General features: G+C 41.8%; 25 protein-coding genes and 4 pseudogenes. 12 read left to right on the forward strand and 17 right to left on the reverse strand.

Annotation, left to right across the window (positions count from 1 at the left end):
• Window positions 1-13: 13 nt before the first annotated feature.
• A complete protein-coding gene (gene serA, locus F973_RS05680; protein WP_004683364.1) occupies window positions 14-1,246 on the reverse strand; it encodes a phosphoglycerate dehydrogenase in 1,233 nt (410 codons plus the stop codon).
• A 354-nt stretch (window positions 1,247-1,600) separates the two neighbouring features.
• Here serA and F973_RS05685 point away from each other — a divergent pair, with 354 nt between their 5' ends.
• Window positions 1,601-3,010, forward strand: coding sequence for an FAD-binding oxidoreductase (locus F973_RS05685; RefSeq protein WP_004760568.1), 1,410 nt, complete (start codon window positions 1,601-1,603; stop codon window positions 3,008-3,010).
• A 370-nt stretch (window positions 3,011-3,380) separates the two neighbouring features.
• On the opposite strand, the pseudogene F973_RS14550 reads toward F973_RS05685, so the two are convergent.
• From F973_RS14550 to F973_RS05695, 3 genes and pseudogenes are all read right to left on the reverse strand, one after another.
• Window positions 3,381-3,626: pseudogene (locus F973_RS14550) on the reverse strand (integrase core domain-containing protein); the annotation flags it as partial.
• Window positions 3,614-3,826: pseudogene (locus tag F973_RS05690) on the reverse strand (NAD(P)H-dependent oxidoreductase); the annotation flags it as partial. The pseudogenes F973_RS14550 and F973_RS05690, both read right to left, overlap by 13 nt.
• Window positions 3,827-3,931: 105 nt before the next feature.
• Window positions 3,932-4,804 carry a DUF4349 domain-containing protein gene (locus F973_RS05695; RefSeq protein ID WP_004760571.1) on the reverse strand — a complete coding sequence of 291 codons (873 nt, stop codon included), beginning with the start codon at window positions 4,802-4,804 and terminating at the stop codon, window positions 3,932-3,934.
• Between the two features lie 180 nt (window positions 4,805-4,984).
• Here F973_RS05695 and F973_RS05700 point away from each other — a divergent pair, with 180 nt between their 5' ends.
• The gene (locus F973_RS05700) at window positions 4,985-5,356 is read left to right on the forward strand and encodes a hypothetical protein (protein ID WP_004760572.1); all 372 of its coding nucleotides are present in this window, start codon (window positions 4,985-4,987) and stop codon (window positions 5,354-5,356) included.
• A gap of 389 nt (window positions 5,357-5,745) precedes the next feature.
• Window positions 5,746-5,856: pseudogene (locus F973_RS15665) on the forward strand (multidrug transporter); the annotation flags it as partial.
• Between the two features lie 178 nt (window positions 5,857-6,034).
• On the opposite strand, the gene sodC reads toward F973_RS15665, so the two are convergent.
• Both sodC and F973_RS05715 read right to left on the reverse strand, forming a co-directional pair.
• A complete protein-coding gene (gene sodC, locus F973_RS05710; RefSeq protein ID WP_004683354.1) occupies window positions 6,035-6,616 on the reverse strand; it encodes a superoxide dismutase family protein in 582 nt (193 codons plus the stop codon).
• Window positions 6,617-6,721: 105 nt separating this feature from the next.
• Entirely contained in the window at window positions 6,722-7,816 is a 1,095-nt protein-coding gene (locus F973_RS05715; protein WP_004683352.1) for an AI-2E family transporter, read from the reverse strand.
• Between the two features lie 339 nt (window positions 7,817-8,155).
• On the opposite strand from F973_RS05715, the gene F973_RS05725 reads away from it, so the two are divergent.
• Complete coding sequence (locus F973_RS05725; protein WP_004760576.1) at window positions 8,156-8,560, forward strand: hypothetical protein; 405 nt, start codon at window positions 8,156-8,158, stop codon at window positions 8,558-8,560.
• 75 nt (window positions 8,561-8,635) lie between these two features.
• On the opposite strand, the gene F973_RS05730 is transcribed toward F973_RS05725, so the two are convergent.
• Window positions 8,636-9,280 carry a ParA family protein gene (locus F973_RS05730; RefSeq protein WP_004760579.1) on the reverse strand — a complete coding sequence of 215 codons (645 nt, stop codon included), beginning with the start codon at window positions 9,278-9,280 and terminating at the stop codon, window positions 8,636-8,638.
• A 99-nt stretch (window positions 9,281-9,379) separates the two neighbouring features.
• Between F973_RS05730 and F973_RS05735 the strand changes: the two genes are divergently transcribed.
• Window positions 9,380-9,847, forward strand: a complete 468-nt coding sequence (locus tag F973_RS05735) for a Holliday junction resolvase-like protein (protein ID WP_004678687.1) — start codon at window positions 9,380-9,382, stop codon at window positions 9,845-9,847.
• On the opposite strand, the gene F973_RS05740 is transcribed toward F973_RS05735, so the two are convergent.
• A complete protein-coding gene (locus F973_RS05740; RefSeq protein ID WP_004760580.1) occupies window positions 9,844-10,485 on the reverse strand; it encodes a class I SAM-dependent methyltransferase in 642 nt (213 codons plus the stop codon). The genes F973_RS05735 and F973_RS05740 overlap by 4 nt on opposite strands.
• 195 nt (window positions 10,486-10,680) lie before the next feature.
• Here F973_RS05740 and F973_RS05745 point away from each other — a divergent pair, with 195 nt between their 5' ends.
• The gene (locus F973_RS05745) at window positions 10,681-11,214 is read left to right on the forward strand and encodes a hypothetical protein (RefSeq protein WP_378251352.1); all 534 of its coding nucleotides are present in this window, start codon (window positions 10,681-10,683) and stop codon (window positions 11,212-11,214) included.
• Window positions 11,215-11,271: 57 nt separating this feature from the next.
• Here the strand turns inward: F973_RS05745 and F973_RS05750 are convergent, their stop codons facing one another.
• Together F973_RS05750 and F973_RS05755 are read right to left on the reverse strand one after the other, a co-directional pair.
• On the reverse strand, window positions 11,272-11,841 hold the full coding sequence (locus tag F973_RS05750; protein ID WP_004683343.1) for a hypothetical protein: 570 nt from the start codon (window positions 11,839-11,841) through the stop codon (window positions 11,272-11,274).
• A 12-nt stretch (window positions 11,842-11,853) separates the two neighbouring features.
• A pseudogene (locus F973_RS05755) lies at window positions 11,854-12,641 on the reverse strand (methyltransferase domain-containing protein).
• Between the two features lie 121 nt (window positions 12,642-12,762).
• Between F973_RS05755 and F973_RS05760 the strand changes: the two are divergent.
• Complete coding sequence (locus F973_RS05760; RefSeq protein ID WP_004760585.1) at window positions 12,763-14,040, forward strand: hypothetical protein; 1,278 nt, start codon at window positions 12,763-12,765, stop codon at window positions 14,038-14,040.
• 52 nt (window positions 14,041-14,092) lie between these two features.
• Here F973_RS05760 and F973_RS15025 read toward each other — a convergent pair whose 3' ends face one another.
• From F973_RS15025 to glyQ, 6 genes are all read right to left on the reverse strand, one after another.
• Window positions 14,093-14,257 (reverse strand): hypothetical protein, encoded by a 165-nt coding sequence (locus tag F973_RS15025; protein WP_155756460.1) that lies wholly within the window; start codon window positions 14,255-14,257, stop codon window positions 14,093-14,095.
• 115 nt (window positions 14,258-14,372) lie between these two features.
• Window positions 14,373-14,819, reverse strand: a complete 447-nt coding sequence (locus F973_RS05765; RefSeq protein WP_004760588.1) for a hypothetical protein — start codon at window positions 14,817-14,819, stop codon at window positions 14,373-14,375.
• Window positions 14,820-14,855: 36 nt separating this feature from the next.
• The gene (locus tag F973_RS05770) at window positions 14,856-15,278 is read right to left on the reverse strand and encodes a hypothetical protein (RefSeq protein WP_004760590.1); all 423 of its coding nucleotides are present in this window, start codon (window positions 15,276-15,278) and stop codon (window positions 14,856-14,858) included.
• Window positions 15,279-15,471: 193 nt separating this feature from the next.
• Complete coding sequence (locus tag F973_RS05775; RefSeq protein ID WP_004760591.1) at window positions 15,472-16,431, reverse strand: COG2958 family protein; 960 nt, start codon at window positions 16,429-16,431, stop codon at window positions 15,472-15,474.
• 67 nt (window positions 16,432-16,498) lie between these two features.
• Window positions 16,499-18,565 (reverse strand): glycine--tRNA ligase subunit beta, encoded by a 2,067-nt coding sequence (gene glyS / locus F973_RS05780; RefSeq protein WP_004760593.1) that lies wholly within the window; start codon window positions 18,563-18,565, stop codon window positions 16,499-16,501.
• A gap of 38 nt (window positions 18,566-18,603) precedes the next feature.
• Window positions 18,604-19,617 carry a glycine--tRNA ligase subunit alpha gene (glyQ, locus tag F973_RS05785; protein ID WP_004760595.1) on the reverse strand — a complete coding sequence of 338 codons (1,014 nt, stop codon included), beginning with the start codon at window positions 19,615-19,617 and terminating at the stop codon, window positions 18,604-18,606.
• Window positions 19,618-19,918: 301 nt separating this feature from the next.
• On the opposite strand from glyQ, the gene F973_RS05790 reads away from it, so the two are divergent.
• The 4 genes from F973_RS05790 (at window position 19,919) to F973_RS05805 (ending at window position 23,670) form a co-directional block, all read left to right on the forward strand.
• Window positions 19,919-21,181: a putative DNA modification/repair radical SAM protein gene (locus F973_RS05790; RefSeq protein ID WP_004760597.1), complete on the forward strand. Its 1,263-nt coding sequence runs from the start codon at window positions 19,919-19,921 to the stop codon at window positions 21,179-21,181.
• Window positions 21,182-21,183: 2 nt separating this feature from the next.
• Window positions 21,184-21,978: a TIGR03915 family putative DNA repair protein gene (locus F973_RS05795; RefSeq protein ID WP_004760598.1), complete on the forward strand. Its 795-nt coding sequence runs from the start codon at window positions 21,184-21,186 to the stop codon at window positions 21,976-21,978.
• A gap of 54 nt (window positions 21,979-22,032) precedes the next feature.
• Complete coding sequence (locus F973_RS05800; protein WP_004760599.1) at window positions 22,033-22,449, forward strand: lysozyme inhibitor LprI family protein; 417 nt, start codon at window positions 22,033-22,035, stop codon at window positions 22,447-22,449.
• Window positions 22,450-22,560: 111 nt separating this feature from the next.
• Window positions 22,561-23,670: an HPP family protein gene (locus F973_RS05805; protein ID WP_004760600.1), complete on the forward strand. Its 1,110-nt coding sequence runs from the start codon at window positions 22,561-22,563 to the stop codon at window positions 23,668-23,670.
• 64 nt (window positions 23,671-23,734) lie between these two features.
• Here the strand turns inward: F973_RS05805 and F973_RS05810 are convergent, their stop codons facing one another.
• Window positions 23,735-24,004: a PspC domain-containing protein gene (locus F973_RS05810; RefSeq protein ID WP_004760601.1), complete on the reverse strand. Its 270-nt coding sequence runs from the start codon at window positions 24,002-24,004 to the stop codon at window positions 23,735-23,737.
• A gap of 353 nt (window positions 24,005-24,357) precedes the next feature.
• Here F973_RS05810 and F973_RS05815 point away from each other — a divergent pair, with 353 nt between their 5' ends.
• Window positions 24,358-25,002, forward strand: coding sequence for a hypothetical protein (locus F973_RS05815; protein ID WP_004760602.1), 645 nt, complete (start codon window positions 24,358-24,360; stop codon window positions 25,000-25,002).
• Window positions 25,003-25,024 lie beyond the last annotated feature (22 nt).

Here is a 25,024-nt window from a genome sequence, read left to right on the forward strand (position 1 = left end):
TGAATTGTCCTGATTAGAACAATACACGTACGCGGATCGTACCTTCAACTTGGCTTAAGGTATCAAGTGCTTCCTGAGACGCAGATGCATCTACATCCATCACGAGGTAACCAATGTCACCTTTGGTCATTAAAGACTGACCTGAGATGTTGATGCCTTGTTCAGCAAACAGGGTGTTGATTTTGGACAATACACCTGGAATGTTCTTGTGAATGTGCAGTAAACGATGTTGGCCTTCAGTCAATGGCAATGCGATTTCTGGGAAGTTCACCGCTGATAGGGTCATACCCTTATCTGAGTAGGCAACGAATTTCTCAGCAACTTCTAAACCGATGTTGGCCTGCGCTTCCATGGTCGAACCACCTACGTGAGGGGTTAAAATCACATTGTCCAAGCCACGAAGTGGTGAAACAAATTCTTCGCCGTTTGCTTTAGGCTCTTTCGGGAACACGTCAACCGCCGCACCCGCAATGTGGCCTGATTTAATCGCATCAGCCAAATCTTCGATGATGACACAGGTGCCACGTGCCGCATTGATGAAGATCGAACCCTCTTTCATCTGTGCAAACTGTTCTTTCTTGAAGAAGTTACGTGTAGATGGCACATCTGGAACGTGTAGGGAAACCACATCAGCAGTTGCCAAAAGCTCATCTAAAGAACCCACTTGACGTGCATTACCCAACGGTAACTTGGTCACGGCATCAAAATAGATGACTTTCATACCCAGACTTTCTGCCAATACAGAAAGTTGTGAACCAATTGAACCGTAACCAACGATACCTAAAGTCTTACCGCGTGTTTCAAACGAACCGACCGCAGACTTGTTCCAGCCACCTGCATGTGTATCTTTTGATTTTTCAGGTACACGGCGAAGTAATAAAATGGCTTCAGCAAGAACCAGTTCCGCTACTGAACGCGTGTTTGAATACGGTGCGTTGAACACAGGAATACCACGCGACATTGCCGCTTTTAAGTCAACCTGATTGGTCCCAATACAGAAACAACCCACCGCAATCAATTTATTTGCTGCTTCAAAGATTTCTTCAGTCAATTGAGTACGCGAACGAATACCAATAAAGTGAGCGTCCTTGACCGCTTCTTTCAAAGCTTCGCCTTCAAGTGCAGTTTTGTGGTAGTCGATGTTGGTATAACCCGCTGCATTTAAGGTATCGATGGCATTTTGATGCACACCTTCCAATAAAAGAAAACGGATTTTGTCTTTAGGTAGAGAAAGATGTTGGCTCATTACGGCTCCGCTACAAAGGCCAAAATTTAGTTGCCGTATCATAGCATAGAGCGTGCAGTTATAGATATTTGCTTTAAAATTACCACAGCAGAATTGCTGATAATTTTTCAGCTTTACAGGAATTTTATGGCTGATACACATTTTGTTGTGATGGTATCGTGATCCTGAGCTTTATCCCTTGCCTGCTTCAATGTAAAATGCAGTAATTGATGGTCAAACCTCAACAAGACAGGGGTTGTGCCGTCCTGTGGCGTTTCTATATTCTGGATGTTGCTGTAATCTTGTGAATGTTTTTAAAAACATGAGGTTACTACCCAGAAATCCGATATTTATTTCTTGCTAGGCCCGTAAACGATGAATGCTTCAGTTGATTTAACACCTGAGTTATTGACCCAAATAACGGCAATTGTGGGTGAAAACCGTATTAAAACCGATGCCGATAGTCTGCAAAACTGGGGGCGGGACCATACTAAACATTTTGATCCGAACCCATCAGTCATCGTTTTTCCGTCAAGCACGGAGCAGGTTCAGGCCATTGTGAAACTTGCCAACCAGTTCAATGTAGCAATTACACCATCAGGTGGCCGTACAGGACTTTCAGCAGGTGCGGTGGCAACCAATGGCGAGATCGTGATCAGCTTTGACAAGATGAATCAAATCTTGGAATTTTTGCCAGCAGATCGTATGGTTCGGGTTCAAGCGGGTGTTGTGACTGAACAATTGCAAAACTATGCCGAACAACAAGGCATGTATTACCCAGTTGATTTTGCATCTACAGGTTCCAGTCAAATTGGTGGAAATATCGGAACTAATGCAGGCGGTATTAAAGTCATCAAATACGGTATGACACGTAACTGGGTGCTTGGCTTAACGGTTGTGACGGGTAAAGGCGATATTTTACGTTTAAACAAAGGCATGATTAAAAATGCGACGGGTTATGCGTTGCAGCATTTGTTTATCGGTGGTGAAGGCACATTAGGTTTGGTGACTGAGGCTGAGATTAAACTTGAGCGTAAGCCACAAAACTTACAAGTCATGGTATTGGGTACGCCTGACTTTGAAGCGGTAATGCCTGTATTACATGCTTTCCAAAAAGAAATCGACTTAACTGCATTCGAGTTTTTTGGTGAAGTGGCAATGCAAAAAGTGTTGGATCGTGGTCATGTACAACGTCCATTTGAAACAACTTGCCCATTCTATGTATTACTCGAATTTGAAGCGCCGTATGAGCCGATTATGGACAAAGCAATGCAGATTTTTGAGCATTGTATGGAACAAGGTTGGGTGATTGATGGCGTAATGAGCCAAAGCTTAGAACAAGCTCAAAGCTTATGGCGTTTACGTGAAGATATTTCGGAATCGATTGCGCCGTATATTCCTTATAAGAATGATATTTCAGTGTTGATTACGCATGTGCCCGCGTTTATCTCAGAAATTGATGCGATCGTTGCGGATAATTATCCAGACTTTGAAATCTGCTGGTTTGGTCATATTGGTGACGGTAACCTGCACTTAAATATTTTAAAACCTGAAAATCTGACCAAAGATGAATTCTTTGCCAAGTGTCAGGTGGTGAATAAATATGTATTTGAGACCGTGAAAAAATATGATGGTTCTATTTCTGCCGAACATGGTGTCGGAATGACCAAGAAACCATATTTAGAATATTCACGTTCACCTGAAGAAATTGAATATATGAAAGCATTGAAATTGGCATTTGACCCGAATGGGATTATGAATCCTGGGAAATTATTTGATCTTTAATGCTTGATTAGATAAAAGAATTTCTGCTAAAAGCGTATCGAAAGATGCGCTTTTTTGTTATACCTAGAACTTAATAAGTAACCGAACTTTAATATTACAACGACTTTTAATGAAAATATCTCATATAGTCAAATCATTATAGAACTAATACAACTCAATCGATGAATTATTTCGATTTTTTTTCGAATCCTGTATGGATAATAAAGTAGTTTGACTATATTTTATTATTTTCTATTTTAAATATTCTTGCTATTAAGAATAGCCATGCTTTAACTGAAAGTCAGGAAAAAGTACAAGCTCATTATTATCAGTAGAGGGGTAATACCCCCATTTTTAATTGAATTAATGGGTAGAAAATCTAAAGCCCTTGTTATTGTTTAAAAATAGGTGGACAACCATTTACTGACATATGAGGTCGTTCATGATTATAAAAGTACTGCCAGTCAGTTGTATAGTCCTGCACCTCGCTCAGATCTCGAAATAAATATTGATTTAGACATTCATAACGTACTGTACGATTAAATCGCTCAACATATGCATTTTGCTGTGGATGGCCTGGTTGGGTAAATACATGCTCAATACCATGCTGATCACACCACTTTTCCACCAGCCTGGCATTTGGTAAATCACCACATCCGCCCATAAATATTTTTTAATTTCGGCCTGAATGTCATATTCGCTGTCGGTACGGGTGACCTGTACGGTATGGCCCAGCGTTGTTAAATGGCTTTCAGAAAACTGGGTGAGGGTGTCATTCAATTCGCCATTGGAATGTTCAAATTGTTTGGCACCGTTAATAATTAGAATATTGCTCATGGGATACTCAAAAATAGATTGCTAAAACTTGAATGCATTTTAGGGAATCTATTCATGAGTGAAAATGCGTAAATTAGCAAAATACTATTGATCAAAAATCAATAATTAGCTGCTGTGCTTTCTTGCCTTATACACTTTACGAATCATCCAAATGGCAAATATGAGCAGATAAAATGCCCAGAATTGAATCAGCCAGAGTAGGGTTTCTTTAAAATAAGCTAAACCGACTTTGAATGATTCTGCAATTCGTGTCATTAATGGATCACTGTCCAATGTAGCGATGCGATGGATATTTAAATCATGGCGTTTACGGACTTTCGGCTGTTGATAGAACTCAAGCCGAATGGTGCTATAAGCCAGGCGGTCTTTGACTTCCAAATCGGTCAATTGTTGCAGTTGGTTGTTGACCGCATTGGATGGGCTGTTACTTTGGTTTGCGGTATTGAGCTTTTCTTCGAGTCGCTTTAATTCATAGCGTTTTGCTTCATAGCTTTGGCTGTTAAAGTTCAGCATAAGCGGCAGAAGAGTATTCAGAAAAGTTGTGACTTGGTCATTGGGGAGGCGTACGGTGAGCTGTACGGTTGGCGTGATCTTTTCATAAATGTCGACAGTGCCATCAATACGGTTACGCTGGGAACTGTCACTGACCTGATAATTGACCTGTTTTTCTTCGATGTAGCCATTGTATTGCAATAACTGTTGTTCCAGGGTTGATGTGGTTTTTAACACATCTTGCACTTCAAATTGCAGTTGGGCACTTTTGACCAGTTGACGGCTTTGCTCTAGGGCGCTTTGCTGGGTACTGACCAGTTGTTCTGGGTTTTTGGCGGCGTTGGTGTGAATTGCTTTGCTATCTAAGGCTGCGCTTTCTGTGGCAACCGCGGCATCGCTTGCCGCACTTTCTTCTTTTTTGGAGCAGCCAGCCAAAGTGCTGCCCACGAGTAAAATAATCGTTAAATTTCTGGCTAAATCTGCCATATCATGACGCCCAATCTATTGTGATATTGATGTTATAAAATCAGTTTTTTTAATACTTTATGCCATTATCAATTATCTAATCATGACAACAAATCTTTTGCAAGCCATAACATTTTATTGCTTGGCAAATAAGTTTTGCATAGTAGCATAAATGAATCGGGAAAATTGGAATGATACAAAATGCATAAAATCTGGTTGATAATGGGATGCAGCCTGTTTCTAGCGGCATGTAATCCACCTATTGCGCAATCGCAGCAACAGGCGGCGGTGCAAAAAAGTACCGCAATGCATGTGGTTTTATTGGATCAGCCAAACCTGTTTCATGATGAAACCAACTTGAAAATAGACCAGCAGTTTAACAGTGCAGAGAATCCAACCGATGCACAGGTGACGGTTGAACAGGTCCAGCAGGATGATTCAGTGATTGCGGTACGAACTGAATACCAGTTGAAACGTGATCAGGCGGTCTGGAAGATCGTGAACAAGAAACAAAGTTATCAATGTGCCAGGGGAGACAATGCCGATAAATTCCAGTTTGCGCTTTGTCCATGATTGATCTGTGAGCTGTGGTGTAGCCTAAAAGATAGACAAAACTGTGGATAACTTTTCGGTTATTCACATATCTAAACAATCATTGGGATTGTACAAATTGCGGTCATTTTGAAAAAATGCTAAAGTTGCGTCTGGCAATTTGGCCAAAAGGTAAAAAAATTTACCAGCCTCACGTAAATAAATCATTTTTCTTATATACGCCCAGTGAATACGCTGTTTTCACATTTATCACATGCTTTCTCACAGCATGAGATCAAAATTTAAATTTCAACCATAAAGTCTTGTGGTGATGATTCCATTTCCATTTATGGGAAATGGAGCGAACCCGAGTTGGTTATTTTTGTGAATAGAACATGACAACAAATCATCAGAACATGACGTTAAACCGTATAATCGCGGGCAACATTATCCTGATCAAGGTCATTGACCGCTTTCCCTTGGGTAAAACCATCTTGATGGGTTTGCTAATTATGCTGCTAGGAACACTGTTTCTGGTGGTTGATTGGCATCTGGTTTACCCAGCCACGGGCGGTACTGAAACAGATTATGCTAGAACGTCAAGCTGAGGGAATTCATTAATAAAAAAAGCTGGGAAATTATTCCAGCTTTTAAATTTCTGTTTAAAACATCAACACAACTGTGGATATCTTTTAGGATACCCACAGTATTTAAATATCCTTACTTAATTACACCACAGGCAACCCGATCTCCGCCACCGCCCAAAGGCTTAGGTGAATCTGAATAGTTGTCTCCACCCGCATGAATCATGATCGCACGACCCTGAATATCGGCAAGTTTCAGGCGTGGCGCAAGCACAGGCGTTGTTGCAAAACCCTTGTCATTCACGGTTAGGGCAGGTAGGTCACCTAGATGTCCATCCAGCGGTGTACCATGATGGGCAACTTTCTCTGGATTGAGATGTCCACCCGCAGCGAGGGCGGCTCCCATTTTACCGTCTTTCTTAACAGCTTCGCATGAGGCATTTTCATGGATATGGAAACCATGCTCACCTGGGGAAAGCTTTCCAAGTGCAGGGGTGATGAGCAGGCCTTTCGGTGTTTGCTGGAAAGACACGGTGCCAATGGAGGCACCCACACCATTGGCATCCACTTGATGAACCGTGATCAGCTGTTTTTGGTCTGATGATGTAGGCTGTGTCTGGATTTTATCTGCGTTGTTATCCAGATTAACCGATGAACAGGCGGCGATACTTAGGCCGAGGCAACCCAGGAGGGAAAACTTTTGAATTATTGAAGTCATTGCGAGGCATCCTTAATTGATTATCTTTATCAATTAAATTCAAGCAAAGTTTGAGGGAACTCGCAAGCTTCTTTAATTATTTGATAACAAAAAGGTTAAATCAACTTACTTGGTTTCAGATGGAGTCTCAAGTGTGGCAACGGGTTCTTCCACATTCTCATGCAGCCATTCACGCCAAATCGCCAACAGGATTGCCAGAATGACTGGACCGATAAACAGGCCAACCAGACCAAAGCTTGCGATTCCACCCAGTACACCGAACATGATCAACAGGAATGGAATCTGGGTTGCGCCTGAAATCACCAGTGGGCGAATCACGTTGTCAGAACTGCTGACGATCAGCAAACCCCATACAATCACACCAATCGCTTCAACAGTCTGTCCCTGCGCAAATAGCCACAGTCCCACACCCAGATATGAAACAGGGGTGCCAAATGGAATCAGGGCTAAAATAAAGGTGACCATCGTCAGCAGCATTGGGTTCGGTATACCCGCAACAAAATAACTGAGACCTGCCAAAAGGGCCTGTGCAACCGCAGTAAGGCCTACGCCATATACCACTGCACGGGTTGTTTCTGAAATGGTGTCAAGATAGTGGTGTACGCGTGGGCCAATCACCATTTCCATGGCACGGCTGACCTGTGCCAGAATCATCTGCCCATCCCGATAGAAGAAGAATAGGGTCATGATGGCAAACGTCAATTTGACCAGGTTGCGGCTAATCTCACTGAGAACAAAACGCCCATAACTCAAATGACCCTGAATCCATTCCGCAATATTCTTGGTAATGCTGTTTGGGTCATTACTCAGTTCGTTCACGGTACGGCTAATATCCTTGCCCACCACAGGCAAGTTTTTAATGAAGTCAGGAATCTGGATATGTCCTGAAAACAGTTGTCTCTGTAAATTAAAATAGAGGTTACGCCCTTCCAGTTGCAGCATGAAGATGGCGCAAATAAACGGAACCCCAATCACCAGAATGACCAGACTGATCATGATGGTGGCATTGAGGGTGGGGCGATTTTCCCCAAAGAAACGGCGCTGTACCCATAAATACACAGGCCAGGTCATGTAGGCAATAATTGCTGCCCAAAGTACAGGCACAATAAAATATTTGAGAATACTGAATCCCAAATAGATTAAGACAAAAAACAGTCCAAACAATAAAACACGTTGTAATGTGGGAGCGTATTGTTGCACAAGCGTCCGTCTCTAAAGATAAAAGTTGGATAAAATCATATTAACTGAAAAATGGGTCCAGTAAAATTTTCATTCGGTAATTTCACGTTTAAATATCTGGATGAAATGAGGAGGATAAAGTTGATGGTATGTTTCAGCCAGACGAGTATTTTCAATGGAGTGGTTCATGATCGGCAATATATATCTCAGTATTTACCAAAGTTTTAAGGCTGCAATACAGCAACTTACCATAGCAACATTTACTATCGATTTTAATACAGGAGTTGGTAAAGACTTACAAAGCGTATTGTTATATTGAATTCATCATACATGCATAAAGTGAATTTAAGGAGCAGTTCGATGACACATTCAAATAATCAGGACAATACCTCTCCAAAAACAGGTCAGGACCATCATTCACAACAGAATAGCAGTAATGGTACACAAGCCGAAAGTGCAGTGGCTGCTCTTTTGAACGGTGATAAGCTCAGTTATCAGCAAGTGGAAGGTCTGACGGACAGTGATCAATTACAGCAGGCTATAGAAAAGCAAGATATTTCTAAAAATTCTGAAAATGCACTACAGCAGCAAGGTGCGGAACGTGAACAGGCAATCCAGTCAGATGATGGCAGTCACGGTAACGAGACCATCCGCAAAGCTGTGGAAAACCTGGATTGTGATGAAATGAGGCATAACCTGAAAGATAAGGGTGATGACACAGATCAACCTAGTCCAAATCCCGCACCTTTTATTGAACCTAAATAAAGATAGGTTTTAGTCGGTGCAGTTGCATAAATGGTTTATACCTTGTTCCATCCTGGCGTGATGGAACAAGGTGGTTTAAAACCATTGACTTGGATCATCCACCAACTGATTTAAAACAGGCTGCCACTGACTCTGGATAGTGACAAAGTTCTTCTGTGGCTTATCAAAAATACTGAGTCCCTGCATCGCCAACGTCCCATAGGCACTCCGTTCGGAAATCCATGCCACAGGCTGTTGCTCAATCTTGCTGAAGAACTCCTGAATATCCTTGGAGCTGGCGCTGTTTGGCTTGACCCGATTGGCAATCAGCAGAATCTGAACTTTGCCCTTACGAATCCGTTTAATGTCTTGTAAATGCTTAAGGAAGCGACGGGTACTGTCAATGTCGAAAAACGACGGCTGTAATGGCGTGACAATCGCATGTGCCTCACTAACCAGTTGTTCCGCATGTTCCCCTGAAAGGGCACCAGGCGCATCAATAATCAGGTAGTCCAGATTCTTGGGTGCCTCACCAATCGATTTCTCATGTCGCCAGTCCAGACTCTGAATTTCGGTCGCCGTTTTAGGACGCTGCTTGAGCCATTGTAAGGTGGATTTCTGGTTATCCGCATCGGCTAGCGCAACTTTATAGCCTTTTTGTGATAATGCGGCAGCAAGGGTAATCGCCGTCATGGTCTTGCCACAACCGCCTTTCTGATTTGCAATTAATATGGTTTTCATGAAATTTGCGTTTTAACGAGCCTCTTATATTCCATTCTACCTTAGCATCTTTTTCAGCGTGGTAGGTTACAATTTAGGCTCAGAACAGAGGGAAATTTTATGTCGGTTTGGTTGGCAATGCTGATAGGCGGATGTATTGGTGTGGTGATCACCACCATTATATTATCCAGCACACGCAATGGACGTATTCAGGCGGAATATGAACAATATATTGCTGAACTTGAATTGGCACATAAACAGGCACTGGTTGACGCGCAGAAGCGCAGTGTCAACACCAGCCGCGCGGTATTAAAGGGTAAAATGGCCGAGCAGTTTGCCCCCATTTTGCCTGAGTTCCAGTATCTTCCCAGTGATGCCAAGTTTCTGGGTGACCCCGTGGATTATGTGGTGTTTGATGGCTATACAGACTTCCGTGATGGCGATGGTGATGCCGAAGACATTGAAGTGATCCTGCTGGATATTAAAAGTGGCAGTGCGCGCCTGAGCAAGGGACAGCAGGCTATTGCCCAAGCGATACGTGAGGGACGGGTGCGCTTTGAAACCCTGCGTATTGATTTTAATGATTAATCCGCAATCTCAAAATTGAGCTTTTGTACCCGTGCCATCAGCATCCTTTGTGCAAGGCTTGGAATGCCCTCGGCATCAAAATATTGCTTTTCAATAAACTTGAATTTTGCTTGTTGCAGGCTGCGTTCAATGTCCCGATTCAGGTGGCAGCCATCGCCAATACGTTTTTGAATTGGAGTAAGCAAGGTCTGTAAAGACTGGATCTTGACCGAGTTGGGATGCTTGATGTGCTCAACCAGATGCAAAGTTCCTGTTGGTTTCAGCACCCGATAAATTTCTGCCAGTGCCTGATCCAGTCGGGCAATACTGCACAATGTCCAGGTGGAAACCACATGATCCAAAGACTGGTCAGCAAAAGGCAATTTCTCTGCATGAGCCTGTACATGCCTGACATGGAATGGGGCATGCTGAACCCGTTCAACCGCCAGATGGTAAATGTCTGGATTCGGTTCAAGCGCATACAGTACATCGACATTGCCATAAAATGGAATGTTTAAACCTGTTCCAAAACCAATCTCAAGCACTTCGCCCTCAATCGGCAGCAGCAGTTCACGGCGTTTATCCATCAGGCTGGCGGTTTGCATGACCTGATTGAGCAGGTGCGGGAAAACCCGACGTTGATAAAATTGATAAATCATAGAGTTCCATTCATTGATTTAAAAAAAGGGAGTGGAGTCGTCACAAAAATATGACCAGAGTGCGTTTGACTGTTACCAAAAAAAGCACTTTCTTGCATGGTCTAAGCATACTATGAACAGAAGTGATTTTCTAAGTTTTAAGCGTTATTTTTGAGGATGCTCAGCATGAACAAAAGCCTATGGATCAGTTTATGCATGGTGGCTGCAATTGGACAGGCACATGCATCCACCCGTGGTGCGGAATATAATATTGCCAATGGTTTATCGCCTATTTTAAAAGACCAGTCCATCTCTGTGTTGCAGCCTTTTTATGGTAATTTTCGTATCCTCGGTTCAAAGCTTTATCAGGATGATGAACAGGCAAAATTCTCGCCAATTGACTATGCGGTGAGTTGGGGTTTGTTTGCCAAGCCCGAGATCGCACGTAAAATCTCAGTAAATCAATATGACCGCTATTTGAATTGGAAAATAGATAAGCTACCTGTTCCTGCAAATCAAGCCATGCAAATGGTTTCCAATATGCATATTATTCCCGCCACTCCCAAGATTGCCCAGCAGATTAAACAGGTAAAGCGCGGTGATTTGGTGCAGCTCAAAGGTGAGCTGGTTGAGGTGCGTGACAAGGAGCTGGTGTGGAAGTCGTCATTGACCCCCACAGATACAGGGGATGGCGCCTGCGAGCTATTCCGTGTGAATTCCATCCAGTGGATTGAGAAGCAGAAGATTTAAATTGGATCTTTCTTAAGATGTAGAGGGGCTAAATGCTCCTCTACATCTTTATAGCTTTTATTCAGTTTGCATTTTTGAGTCAGCAGTTTGAGTGCTTTTCCAGTGATGCAACTGACTTTGTGCATGCAGGTACTGGTTTAACTGATCCACCTGTTTGCCTGTGTCGGGTGTGGCTGAACCAGATAAAGTGCTTTGTTCCAGAGCTTTGGCCTGATTCTGCCAGTAATCCGACAACAAACCCTGAATATAACGGCCTTGCTCGGTTTTTAATTCCAGCTCTTTCAGCATCGTCAATGCAGAGTGGATATTATCTTTCTGGCGCTGCTGTTCAAATTCTGGTGTCAGTGTATTGGCCTCTTTCATTTTCGCCAACTCGATTTCCATACTGTCACTCATTGCGGTAAAACGCTGGTCATAATCTTCCAGAATGGCAATGTCATGTCCATCATCAGGCGTGGCAGGGAATTGCTTGATGGGTGTCTGGTTCAGTTCGCCAATTGAATTGTTGACTGAACTGCCTTGCTTTTCATTATTTGGGGCAGGTGGTTGGTCCTTGTTACAGGCACTGAGCAGTAGGGCGGTGCTGAGTACACAGCTTATTGCAAATATTGTTTTGATGTTTGGCATGGTCAACTCGATCTATAATGAATTTGATGTTTTCTGAAAATGATATGCAAAAGTGGTGTAAGGAAAATCTATCTGATCTTGTGTGCTTAGGCCTGTAAAATCAAATACAATTTGTTCAAACCTTGCTTTCAGCTGTTGTTGATGCTCTGCTGACATTGCTGCAATAAAACTGGTGGACAGCAGGCGTTTGCTGACCACCTGCTCAACTGTTCCCCGATGCAGCAACTGAAATGTGTCTAGCCCAATAAACCTAAATAATTCCTGATTTTCAAACACCTGTTTCCATTTTTCACTATGGTAACGTGGGGTGTCCGCCTCAAATGGGGCAATTTCATCCGCCAATGCCCTGACCCAATCTACCTGAATATCGCGTTGATTCCAGACCAGTCCTAGATGTCCTGATGGTTTTAATACACGATGCATTTCAGTCAGTGTTTCAATGTTTGAGAACCAATGGAAAGACTGGGCACAAACCATGGCATCAACCGATTCATTTTGCAAAGGCAGTTGGTCACTGAAAGCCCCTGTACACATTCAACTGTTCGATGGGCCTGTTGAAGCTGTTGAAGCATTTCTGCCACGGGCTCCACCGCGATCACTTTTGCCTGAGTTTGAATGAGGTAAGGTAAGAATTTGCCAGTCCCAGAACCGAGGTCAATAACAGTGGAACTTTCACCTATCTGGAGGCGATCTTGTAGCCAAATCGCTATTTCTTGCGGGTAACTGGGACGGACCTGCTGATACAGTTCAGCACCTGAACCGAAGCCTTTTGTCGCAGATGGATGGAGGGAATGTGTCATTTTTTGCGCTTTTTAATCTGTCTTATCTCTATAAAATAAGATACTCCGCAATAATGAATTGGCAAAGTCCTCATTTGATGCGTTTTTGATACCCGCCTAGGATCAACTTTTTAGTGTGAGCATGGATAAGCAAATAGTATTTGAAGATGAACATATTCGCGTTATTTTTTTAACAGGTTCAAGTGACACTTTGGTGATTTCTTTTGGTGATCTGATTAGCCGTGCCAAAGGCATGTCGATTAATGCTGAAAAATCATTATTCAAATATCAATACAATGTGATTGGCATTATGCCAAAACAGAAATCTTGGTTTCCTAAAAGCAGCATGCTTGAGATGCAGCGACAGATTCAGCCGATCTTAGTTCAGTTTAAGCAGATTGTGGGTTACGGTGGTTCAATGGGAGGCTATGCTGCGATTAAATATTCTAATTTATTGAATATGCATAAAATCGTTGCTTTTGTACCACAATATTCTATAGACCCTGATGTGGTTCATGATCGCCGTTATGCAGAATTTTTTGATGCCGCATTGCATCAGGATATGCAGATTCAGGCGGATGAAGTGGATTCATCTCGTGAATACATCATTGTCTATGATCCATACTATGCAGAAGATAAAGAACATTTCTTAAAAATACAGTCCTTATTACCTAAAATGCATGTGATTCATCTGCCATTTACAGGCCATGAAGCACTCTCGGTTTTGGCAAGTTCGCAATTACTCAATGATTTTGTTGAGCAACCTTTTGAGATTACTTATTTTTATAAGCGCGTTCGAGAGGTTAAAAAGCAAAGCAAGTTCTACTATCGCTATGTACTAGATGCATTATTGACCAAACATCATCAGGCTTTATTGCGAATCTTGCAAAATAACGATTTTGAATTAGATGAGCGTTATTTTGATGCCATGTTAAAACAAAAACTGGTGCAGCAATTATTTCGTTTAAAACAGGGCACTGAACAGAACCTGCATAAATTGGGAATCCCCATCCATTTTGTGCAGCATGTTCAGGCACAGGCTGCCAATGTAAAAACAACTCAGGATACTGCTCTGGTTTTTAATTTGGTGAGTTTAAAGCTTGAGAGTTATACGGCTGAGATCATTGAGGCTAACTCACAATACCTGCTGCCCTTAAAGGCACAAGCCAATACTTTGGTTTCCCTTGAACTCAATCATGAACTTTATTTATTGACCATGAATGACCGTGGGATTCATAAGCTAATCAAACAAGGTGAAGCTTTGCCCCTTGACCAGTCACCATTGGTTTTTAAGCGGTATACGGATTTTTGCAGCATCAGTTATAAACAACTGAGCTTGAGTTGTGATGCACAGGGGTTAAGTCAGTTTGTTGAAAATAATGTAGAAGAGCAAACTCACCTACATCTTGCTGAATCGTAAGTAAAAAAGCCCTCTACAATCGCAGAGAGCTTTTTAGATTGAATTGAAAAGACTAGTTTGCACCCACTTTGGCATTGGTACCGACATTGGCATTTACCCCGACGTTTTGTGCAAAAATAGAGGCAGAAGCGAGAATACTTGTTGTCAAGATAGCTGTTTTGATCATTTTCTTCATTGCGATTTCCTTAAGCGATGTACCGTTTGGGGGGTACTTCATCAACGCAACTGCATCATAGCGGGCAAAAAAGCCGAAATGTATGGATTTCAGCAAAAATTTACAAGCACATTACAGCTTAAAAACACTCTGGAGAGAAATTATGGAGATGGCAAACTTAGCCACACTGTTCTAAAGCAGTTTGGTTAAAGTGGCTTTTTAACTTCTCAAAGTTCTGTTTTACCTCAGGTTTCTGAATATCAAACACTGTGGTTTTTCGCGTTTTCTGATCTAATACAGGTTTTTCAGTGGTCGCATTGAATAAACGATTCGGCACATATTGATATGTTTCAGAAAAAGCCCGACTCAACTGATTGCCTTTAAATTCCCACGATTCCGTGCTCTGACCACCATCAAAATAACCTGTAAACTGGATCGTGCAATGATCCTTATATTTATTTAAGGATGCGGCATTGGTCTTGGTATCGGGTAGGGCATCAATGTTCTGAACCTGTTGCAGTTGTTGCAAAGGTGGCTTGGTTTGGGTGGATAATGTAGAACATGCAGTGAAACCAATACTACTGATTAAAGAAAGCAAAATGGTTTTAAAAGGCGTAATAGTCATTGTTTCATTCATTCCTGTAAATCTTGTTAAATCGTATTAATTTGATGAAGGTTGGCTCAGTTCAGCACGCTCAATAGGCACATTGCCATCATTGGTTCCAACCACGGCATCTTTGGTGTCCTGCCATTTTTTAGCAGTATATTGTTTGGCTTTTTCGGTTTGTTCCTGAACAATGACTGATTGCTCAGCAGTGTATTCCTTGGTACTTTTCCACTTTTCACTCATTTTCTGAGAGGTGTTTTCAGATGCACCCTGAATTGAGTCACCTAGATTTTGCAAGCCTTTACCTGTTTTATACAGTAATACACGGCCTAAGCTTGGGTTATCTCCATAAGGTAGGCTTGGAGATGATGCTGTACTTGATGCGTTTGTGGTGGTGGAAGTTGTATCGTTTGCCCAGAGAGAAGACGATGCAAGCAGTACGGTGCTTAAACAGAGTGTTTGTAGTTGAGTCATCATCTTTTGTCCTTTAGCAATTTTGAGCAGTCAGAGTTTTATAGCTTATCGCCAAGTTTAAGAAAAGAATGTAGGTGATGTGAAATTGATACAGCGCTTAAACCGTTGTGCTTTGGTGTCCTTTGTATGAATCAGTCGCAAGGATGATGATTTGCCTACTTTTAATATCGCTAAATGTAGGCAAATGTCCTATGCCTTATTTATTCCAATTTTCTTGATAGGTGCGACCTGTCTGAAAGTAATTTGCGACTAAATCAATAAAATGTTTAAAGTCGCTATTTTCTTTCAAAATTCGATTTATCGTTTGCCAGTCGGGTTCTTGTTTGCGTTTGGCAGGAAGTAAAATTTCACTTTCAGTCGGATTTTCTGGAGTGAGTAAAATAACGCCAATACCATGCAAAGCCGAAAGCATTCGCAGCTCCTCTTCAACTTCATTTGTTGATATAGATGTTGCTACGAGGTAGCCCTCATTTGCCCAACTGGAATTACTGACTGCTTGGAAAAAGCTGCTGCGAATATTGGAACTGTTGAGTTCTCTTTTTACTTCAAATGACCACAAACGCACATTTTGACCAGAGCCATGTTTAACACAGCTTTTAACGAGTTCATGCCAGTGTTTATCTAAAGGTTGCATGGCAACAATGTCGGGGTGTAACCATTGATTGCCGTTTTGCCCACGAGAGTTTTTAGAGCGTTTTTCATCAATTCTAAGACAATATAAACCGAGTTCTAATTTTAAAAATTCGATAAGAATAGGGTATAAATCATGTTCAGATAGATTCCCTGATTTAATTAGTGGAGTGGTGATTTCAGCATCTTCAATATTTTCTGTTGAAGTTAATTCTTCATTGGCAAAAGATTCAGAGTGTTCGGCTTGATGATTTGGGTCGTACCAATACACACGAGGTCGAGGTTTATCTTGTACATGAATAAACGGTGATAATTTGATAATGCTATTTTTAATAGCACCAATTTCTGTAAATACTTGGCGAATGAGGTCTTCATCAGTATTGAAGCGTGGATTTTGTCGTTTTTCTACATAATCTTCAGGAAATAAAGTAACAATTCCTTCGGCAATTTCTCGAGCTTTAAATTTTTTTAACGGTGATTGTTTTAAAAGCTCAAATACACGCTGTGGTTGAGAAAGTTTGCTCATTATTGCCTCTAAAAATAAACCCCACTAATTTATAGCAGGGTCTATCATATTCATCAATGACTTAACATTAACCCTGCAATACACTTACATCTGCAATCGCTGTGAATAAATCACGCAACTGAGCCAATAAACGTAAACGGTTGGCTTTTAACTCTGCATCATCTGCCATAACCATTACGCCTTCAAAGAAAGCATCAATTGGCGCGCGAAGAGCAGCAAGCTTAGACAACGCTTCTGTATAGTTACGTGCAGCAAGTAAAGGCTGAACCACTGGTGTTAAAGCTGATAATTCTGCATAAAGTGCTTTTTCAGCAGTTTCAACCAAGTTCGCTTCAACGACTGCACCTTCAGGCGTTGCTTCTTTGGCAAGAATATTGGCAACACGTTTATTCGCCGCAGCCAATGCAGCCGCTTCTGGCAATGTACGGAAATGATTAACCGCAGTCACACGCTTGTCAAAATCAAGTGGAGATTTTGGAGCAAGTGCTTGAACCGCTTGAATCACATCAACCGCTACGCCTTGGTCTTCATATTTCGCACGGTAACGACCTTCAAGGAACGTAACGGCATCCGCACGGGTTTTATCGTGATCTTTAATGATGTCGCCATAACCTTGCAAGGCAAAGTTCACCAATTCTTCGATGGTCACATCAAGTTCATTTTCAATGATTAAACGTAAGATACCGATTGCAGAACGGCGTAATGCAAATGGGTCCTTAGAACCTGTTGGCGCTTGACCAATACCGAAAATACCAACCAGTGTATCTAAACGATCTGCAAGGGCAATGGTTGTACCTGTCTTGGTTTGCGGTAAGACATCACCCGCAAATTTAGGTAAGTATTGCTCACCTAAAGCTTCAGCAACTTCGTTATTTTCACCCTCAAGGCGGGCATAGTAAGTGCCTGCAATCCCTTGAAGTTCTGGGAATTCACCCACCAATTCAGAGGTTAAGTCACATTTCGCAAGTAACGCAGCTTTCTCAGCATCGGCTGCATTTGCACCTGTAATTGGTGATAGTGCAACGGCTAATTTAGCAATACGTTCTGATTTGTTCCAAAGCGTACCCAATTGCGCTTGGAATACCATATTCGCGAGTTTTTCTTTACGAGATGCAAGCGGTTGCTTTTGGTCTTGTAAGAAGAAGAATTCTGCATCAGACAAACGAGGACGTACAACTTTCTCATTGCCTTCAATAATTTGAATCGGATCTTTTGACTCAATATTTGAAATGGTAATGAAGTAAGGCTGTAATTTACTTTCAGCATTGATCAAACAGAAATACTTTTGGTTGTCCTGCATCGTGGTAATCAAGGCTTCTTGTGGAACAGCTAAATAACGCTCTTCAAAAGTCGCACGTAAAGCAACTGGCCATTCAACCAGACTTGTCACTTCATCAAGTAAGTCTGCTGGGACAATTGCAATGGCATTGACTTCGTCAGCTAACTTTTTCACTTGATCTTGAATCGTTGATTGACGCTTTTCAAAGTTGGCAACAACATGCGCATTTTCTAATGTTGTTAAGTAGTCGTTTGCATGTGCCAAAACTACAGCTTCAGGCGCATGGAAACGATGACCATAAGTCACATTCCCTGCTTTGTGATCTTGAATGGTTGCGTCAATCACTTGATCATCTTTGAGTAATACCACCCATTTTACTGGACGTACGAATTCAGTACGGCTTGCCGCTGAACGCATACGTTTTGCGATTGGTAAGTTATCCAATGCAGTTTGTAAAATTTGTGGCAGTAAAACATCAAGACTTTGACCTTTGACATCTTTCAAGAAACATACTTTTTCAACTTTACCTGCTTGGAACGTCGAAAGTTGATCAACCGTGATACCTTGACCGCGCATAAAGCCTTCAAGTGCTTTGGTCGGTTTGCCTTCAGCATCATAAGCCGCTTGTACAGCAGGGCCGTCAAAACGTTTTTGTGTATCTGCTTGAGCCGCATCGATATCAACAATTTTGAGCGCTAAACGACGTGGTGCAGCATAAGCTTCGATAGCAGCGAAGTTTAAGCCTGCATCTTTTAAGCCTTTTTCAGTTTCTGCTTTGAGTGCGTCACGTAAGGTTTTTAAGCTTTTCGGTGGAAGTTCTTCACAACCTAATTCAAATAATACGGTATGTTTCATTCTGTTATCCTTAAAATTAATTGAATGCGTTTAGTTAATTAACCTAAGTTTGCATTCTGAATACCAGGAATACCCATTGAATTGGCTTTAGAAGCTTCAACAGATTCGGCTTGCGCTTTGAGTTGAGCCAATACTTCATCACGCAAATGCGGTTCTGCCATTGGGAAACCAAGTTTCGCGCGCGCAGCCACATAACTTTGTGCAATTGAACGCGCCAAAGTACGTACACGTAAAATATAACGTTGACGTTCAGTTACCGAAATCGCACCACGCGCATCAAGTAAGTTAAAGCTATGCGATGCTTTAATGACTTGTTCATAAGCAGGGAGTGGCAGTTCAGCTTCCATTAAGCGAGTTGCTTCCGCTTCATAGAAATCGAATAATTCAAACATTTTTTCAACGTTGGCATATTCAAAGTTATAAGTCGATTGCTCAACTTCATTTTGATGGAATACGTCACCGTAAGTCACAGTGCCAAATTGGCCTTTAGTCCACACCAGATCGTAAACCGAGTCAACACCTTGCAGGTACATCGCAAGACGTTCTAAACCGTATGTGATTTCACCTGTTACTGGGTAACATTCAACACCGCCGACTTGTTGGAAGTAAGTGAATTGAGTCACTTCCATACCATTGAGCCAAACTTCCCAACCTAAGCCCCAAGCGCCAAGTGTTGGAGATTCCCAGTTATCTTCGACGAAACGGATGTCGTGCGTCAGCGTATCAATGCCGATTGCTTTTAATGAATCAAGATAAAGCTGTTGGATATTGTCTGGGTTTGGTTTAAGTACTACTTGGAACTGATAATAGTGTTGTAAGCGGTTTGGGTTCTCACCATAACGACCATCTTTCGGACGGCGTGAAGGTTGAACATAAGCCGCGTTCCAAGTTTCTGGACCTAATGCGCGTAAGAAAGTTGCAGTGTGGAATGTCCCTGCACCCATTTCCATATCATATGGTTGTAATACGACGCAGCCTTGCTCCGCCCAATAGTTTTGTAGGGCAAGAATTAAGCCCTGAAATGTATCAATATGCGATATAGCACGACTCATGGTGCATCCACTGGAATCAAACAAAAATTGTGCTTAAGTATAAGGATTTTCGGGTGCAGTGCAAAGGATTCAAGCGTTTCAGCGACAAGTTCTGATAATAAATTATTTAAACGCTTTTGTTTAATTTTCGAGTTAATTCAAAACGTACCCAATAGCCGACATATTTTCCCAGTTGGCAAAGTCCTGAATGGGAGATCATTCACATAAACGTCACCTCATGACGCATAACATCTTTACCAATCTTAATTTTCAAATCATGAAATGTTAGCTTTGAAATGATGTTGTCACTGAGGTGTTTGCTATGTCTGATCGCATTCGTGAAAAATTACAAATTCTTGCCGATGCAGCTAAATATGATGTGTCCTGTTCCTCTAGTGGTAGTGACCGTAAGAATAAAGACAAAGGTTTAGGCGATGCCAGTCGGGCAGGGATTTGCCATAGTTATACCGAAGATGGACGCTGTGTTTCTTTACTGAAAATCTTGTTCAGTAATGTCTGTATTTTTGATTGTGCTTATTGTGTGTCGCGCCGTTCTAATGATGTGAAACGTGCTGCATTTACCGTACAAGAGGTGGTTGATCTGACCATTAATTTTTATCGTCGTAATTATATAGAGGGATTATTCCTTAGCTCAGGTATTTTTAAATCCGCCGACTATACGATGGAACGGATGCTTCAAGTGGTGAAAAAGCTACGTCTCGAAGAAAATTTTAATGGCTATATTCATCTCAAAACTATTCCTGGAGCATCGCCTGAGCTGATTCATGAAGCAGGACTTTATGCTGACCGTATGAGCATCAATCTGGAAATGCCAACTGAGGTCGGATTAAAAGCGTTTGCGCCTGAAAAATCACATCAAGAAGTACAAAAAGACTTGGGGCTAGTGCGAGATCGACTGATTCAACTCAAAGATGAACGCCAGATTATCAAGCATGTGCCAAAATATGTACCCGCAGGGCAGACCACGCAAATGGTGGTCGGCGCACATCAGGAAACTGATCAAGACGTACTTGTGATGGCAGATCGACATTACAAGGAATTTAAACTGAAACGGGTATATTTCTCAGGTTATATTCCAATCAACACAGAAAATAACTATTTACCAGCGGTCGGTTCGGCGCCGCCTTTATTAAGGGAAAATCGGCTTTATCAAAGTGATTGGTTGATGCGTTTTTATGGTTTTGAAGTCAATGAAATCGTCAATGAAAAACACCCACATTTAGATTTGGATGTAGACCCCAAACTGAGTTGGGCGTTGCGTCATCCCGAGCAGTTTCCAGTGTATTTAAATCGTGCTGACTATCGCATGATCCTTCGTGTACCAGGCATCGGCGTAAAGTCAGCCAAGAAAATCGTGCAAGCGCGTCGTTTTGGCAAGATACATACTGATTTATTGAAGCAACTCGGTGTGGCGTATTCACGTGCCCAGTTTTTTATTCGTTGTGAAGACAGTCCACGTTTTCAAAAAGAGCTTTCTACGGCTGATATTCGCCAACAAATATTAACGCAGGGTTCATCTAAATATGTTAAACAACTGTCACCGCAATTGAGTTTAGGATTTTAAACATGCTCAATGATGCTGTGGTTTATTACTACTTTGATGGCTCTATGGTCGGTTTACTCAACTGCGTATTTCGTGCTTTTCAATTTAAAGAATTCCATATTCAACTGTGTTTAAACCAAGGTGCACAGCATGGCTTATTTGCTACTGTAGTTGAAATTCCAAATCACGAGCAACATGCAGCACGTGTTTGGTCAGCTTTACAGCAGAAACTTTCGCATTCATCTCTGAGACAATTTTATTTTGCTTATTTGTCGGAATCGTTGGATGCCTATCAGCATTTATTTAATTACTGTATCTATGTTTTTCGGCATCAACATTCAGTCGAAAAAAATTACTCTCATCCCAGTGTTTTAGCGATTTCGCAATGGACGAAAAAGGTCGGGCGCGAAAAGCATCGTATGGAAGCTTTTGTGCGGTTTAAGAAAACCAATGATGGTTTATTTTTAAGTTTAGTTCGACCTGATTTTAATGTATTGCCTTTGATACAGCCGCATTTTAAGCGTCGTTATCAAGATCAACGTTGGCTCATTTATGACGAACAACGCAAATATGGACTGTATTATGACTTACACGAGATTCATGAGGTGTCTTTAGATGCTCATCAGATTGACCGTAATATTGAAAATGGCTCGAGTCAAAACTTCCAATTAGAATTAGATGAACAAGAAGAATTATATGATCAGCTTTGGAAAGATTATTTCAATAGTATCAACATTAAAGAACGTCAGAATGTGAAATTGCATGTGCAATATTTACCTAAACGCTATTGGCGTTATCTCAATGAAAAATATGTTTAAGGCATTTTTTTGATTATTATTTTAAAAATACCAACATAACAAAAGAGCACATTCATGACTAAATTAGTCTTAAAAACAGCGGTACTGATCATGGCTTGTTTGAATACTTCGGTATTTGCCAAAACGCAAGATAAAGCGATAGATCCTTATAGCCAATGTATCGATGACACCATTCAACAGCTAAAACTGGGGAATATTAATAATGCTGTGGTGGAGATCTGTAGCACCAGAACCAAAACTGTATATGCAAAGCAGATTGTGCAGTTATTGGATCAAATAAAAAAACAGAGTCAGGAATACAAGCAGCCTGAACGCTATCAGGACATTATGAAATCACAACAGCTCTGGAAAAATTTTGTCGATCAAGAGTGCCGTAATGCTGGTGCTTATATCGGTTCGCCGATGTATGAGTTTTGCCCCATGCAAAAATATGCAGAGCGATTGGAGCAATTGGAGGAGTATTTAAATTGACCTTGATCAGTTTTCGTTGTTATTTAAAACTGTAATTTAAATACATCTTCAGTCTGAGTGGGCGTATACTGCTGCAACCAATGAAACAACACTATTCCAGCAAGGTGCATTGTGAGCTTAACCCAATCAGACTGGCTAAATTTCTTAAAACCGAATTACAAAGTATTACCTTTGAAAGAACGTTTACTTTCAGGATTTGGTGCGCTTTGCGGTTTGGCAATATCCTCTTTAATTAGTTGGTATGTATTGGGCGGTATGAATGCATGGTATATCGCACCGATGGGTGCATCGTCAGTGCTTCTATTCGCGGTTCCCAGCAGTCCACTGGCACAACCCTGGAATGTGGTTGTTGGAAATACGCTGGCAGGGATTATTGGGGTGGCCTGCACACAATATTTGCCTGATCTGACCAGCGCATTTAGCGTGGCGGTTGGGTTTGCTATTTTTATGATGATGACTACAGACTCCTTGCATCCACCGAGTGGGGCAGTGGCGATTACCGCAGTTTTGGGTGGTGAGGCAGTCCATCGTCTAGGATTTCATTTTGTACTGTATCCCGTGCTATTGAACTCGATTTTACTGTTGCTATTTGCGGTATTTTTTAACCGTTTAATTGGGCGGCATTATCCCATTACTGCGCATGTCAATGAGCGTTCCAAAGACCCGACCCCAACACAGAAAGTCTCGATTCAACCCAAGGATATTGAATATGCCCTGGAGCAATACACCGAGTTGCTCGACATCAGCCAATATGATCTGGAAAAAATCATTCTGGAAGCACAGGAACACGCAAGCGAACGCCTGAATAGTTACTTTGTCTGTGAGGATATTATGAGTCGGGATGTCATCAAGCTACATGAAGATGATGATATTCATCAGGCCTTAGAGAAGTTCAAGGAAGTCAACCTCATGAGTCTGCCTGTCGTCAATGCGGAGGAAAAACTGGTTGGAACACTGGCCTTATATGAGGTGGTGGAATGGTTTAAGGGTGCCGCTGATCCAAGAAATTCATGGCAGCATTATGTAAGGCAGATTATGAGTCGGCGTGTCGTGACTGTGGAACCATCACAGCCAATTCAGGATTTAGTACCCTATTTTGTGGAGAAATCCTTTAACTATATTCCTGTGGTAGAGAACCAGCGTCTCATTGGAATTGTGAGCCGTGCCGACATGATTGCGGCCTTGCATCAGCAAATCAAACAACAATCTTCAGTATTTTGAGCAAAAAAAAGCTACGGTTGTATAGGGGTAAATCCAACCGTAGCGACCAAACTAAAAAATAAGATTAACGTTTGATTCCTTGATCTTCATACACTGTTTTAACAGGTTGGTTGTAACCTTGTACATGCTCAACCCGATTCGCCTGTCTTTTTGGAATGACTAACCACATGATTAAATACACCAAAATACCTGGGAAAGCGGCGCTCATAATTGAAATAATCACAAAGATTAAACGTAGTAAATTCGCATTCCAACCAAAACGTTCCGCAATACCGCCCATTACACCAGCGATCATGCTTTGTTGGTTTGAGCGATATAAACCAGAATTGGCCATTTAATTTTTCTCCTAAAATATTTGATACAGCAACGGAATGAGACTTCATTCATGATAAATCGCTGTTAATAATGAGATAGGGATGAACTGGTTTTTTTAAAGTTTAAACAGATGGGAGAATCGTTACGGTGTGTAAAAGGCTGATGGAAAAAACGACAGTATCGCCTAAAATGCACCGACTTAAAGCATATGGCTTGGGTTAATCGAAATTTCGCTCTTATCAAAATACTCCACGAATGGACTTTTGGAGGCATATAACAAAACGGTTCAATCGTTTTGATCTTTCCAAAAAGTTTATTTATTGGAATGGTGAGGTGAAATGGTCACGATATCGATGTTAGAGATTTATGGATATGCAGTTCAGGTTATTCTTATCGTGGTTTAGCGTAGGTGCTCTCTTGAGCTTTGGGTTGAGCGCCTGTGATAGCCATCACCCTGAATCCGCTAAACAACAGGCCCAGACGCAACCGAGTCATGAAATCATGGAATCAGACCCGCAGCAGGGGATGTCATTAACCCAGGTTGCTGGACAGGCCACCCTGCCTCGTCCTGTGACACACAAGCATACACCGACTAAACTGTCTGAAACTGAACTGGCCTATGTGGGGCGTTATCATGCGCGTATTCCATGTACCGATGCTTTCGCGGGTTGTGTCAATAAAGAGAAAGAAGCGGAATATATTATGAACTTGCTGGAGGATGGCTCTGTCTACTGGACCAATACCAGTTTCGGTCGCCTGGGTTCAGATTTATCGCGTAATGTTGCCAAAATTGAGCAAACCTGTAAGCAGGTGCAGTGGCATGTTGACCCAGTGGAAAAAGAGATTGTGGTGCGCTGTGCTGCCGCTGACGTGAATTTATATTACCAGATCAATCAGGATCAGAGTCTTGTGATGGATCTGGATAAAATCTGGAATGGGGATCAGGGGCGCAACCGCAAGTTTTTTAAAGAATATCCATTTCCCAAGAAAGCCTATGTTTTTGAAAAGGCGGAATAAAAAATTGAGAATAAAAAAAGAG

Source organism: Acinetobacter sp. CIP 102129, assembly GCF_000368305.1.
GTDB classification, from domain to species: domain Bacteria; phylum Pseudomonadota; class Gammaproteobacteria; order Pseudomonadales; family Moraxellaceae; genus Acinetobacter; species Acinetobacter parvus.

Coding starts and splice junctions, on each gene's coding strand:
- serA (WP_004683364.1), bottom strand. CDS start 1,246: ATGAGCCAACATCTTTCTCTACCTAAAGACAAAATCCGTTTTCTTTTA.
- F973_RS05685 (WP_004760568.1), top strand. CDS start 1,601: ATGAATGCTTCAGTTGATTTAACACCTGAGTTATTGACCCAAATAACG.
- F973_RS05695 (WP_004760571.1), bottom strand. CDS start 4,804: ATGGCAGATTTAGCCAGAAATTTAACGATTATTTTACTCGTGGGCAGC.
- F973_RS05700 (WP_004760572.1), top strand. CDS start 4,985: ATGCATAAAATCTGGTTGATAATGGGATGCAGCCTGTTTCTAGCGGCA.
- sodC (WP_004683354.1), bottom strand. CDS start 6,616: ATGACTTCAATAATTCAAAAGTTTTCCCTCCTGGGTTGCCTCGGCCTA.
- F973_RS05725 (WP_004760576.1), top strand. CDS start 8,156: ATGACACATTCAAATAATCAGGACAATACCTCTCCAAAAACAGGTCAG.
- F973_RS05730 (WP_004760579.1), bottom strand. CDS start 9,280: ATGAAAACCATATTAATTGCAAATCAGAAAGGCGGTTGTGGCAAGACC.
- F973_RS05735 (WP_004678687.1), top strand. CDS start 9,380: ATGTCGGTTTGGTTGGCAATGCTGATAGGCGGATGTATTGGTGTGGTG.
- F973_RS05740 (WP_004760580.1), bottom strand. CDS start 10,485: ATGATTTATCAATTTTATCAACGTCGGGTTTTCCCGCACCTGCTCAAT.
- F973_RS05745 (WP_378251352.1), top strand. CDS start 10,681: ATGGTGGCTGCAATTGGACAGGCACATGCATCCACCCGTGGTGCGGAA.
- F973_RS05750 (WP_004683343.1), bottom strand. CDS start 11,841: ATGCCAAACATCAAAACAATATTTGCAATAAGCTGTGTACTCAGCACC.
- F973_RS05760 (WP_004760585.1), top strand. CDS start 12,763: ATGGATAAGCAAATAGTATTTGAAGATGAACATATTCGCGTTATTTTT.
- F973_RS15025 (WP_155756460.1), bottom strand. CDS start 14,257: ATGAAGTACCCCCCAAACGGTACATCGCTTAAGGAAATCGCAATGAAG.
- F973_RS05765 (WP_004760588.1), bottom strand. CDS start 14,819: ATGACTATTACGCCTTTTAAAACCATTTTGCTTTCTTTAATCAGTAGT.
- F973_RS05770 (WP_004760590.1), bottom strand. CDS start 15,278: ATGATGACTCAACTACAAACACTCTGTTTAAGCACCGTACTGCTTGCA.
- F973_RS05775 (WP_004760591.1), bottom strand. CDS start 16,431: ATGAGCAAACTTTCTCAACCACAGCGTGTATTTGAGCTTTTAAAACAA.
- glyS (WP_004760593.1), bottom strand. CDS start 18,565: ATGAAACATACCGTATTATTTGAATTAGGTTGTGAAGAACTTCCACCG.
- glyQ (WP_004760595.1), bottom strand. CDS start 19,617: ATGAGTCGTGCTATATCGCATATTGATACATTTCAGGGCTTAATTCTT.
- F973_RS05790 (WP_004760597.1), top strand. CDS start 19,919: ATGTCTGATCGCATTCGTGAAAAATTACAAATTCTTGCCGATGCAGCT.
- F973_RS05795 (WP_004760598.1), top strand. CDS start 21,184: ATGCTCAATGATGCTGTGGTTTATTACTACTTTGATGGCTCTATGGTC.
- F973_RS05800 (WP_004760599.1), top strand. CDS start 22,033: ATGACTAAATTAGTCTTAAAAACAGCGGTACTGATCATGGCTTGTTTG.
- F973_RS05810 (WP_004760601.1), bottom strand. CDS start 24,004: ATGGCCAATTCTGGTTTATATCGCTCAAACCAACAAAGCATGATCGCT.
- F973_RS05815 (WP_004760602.1), top strand. CDS start 24,358: ATGCAGTTCAGGTTATTCTTATCGTGGTTTAGCGTAGGTGCTCTCTTG.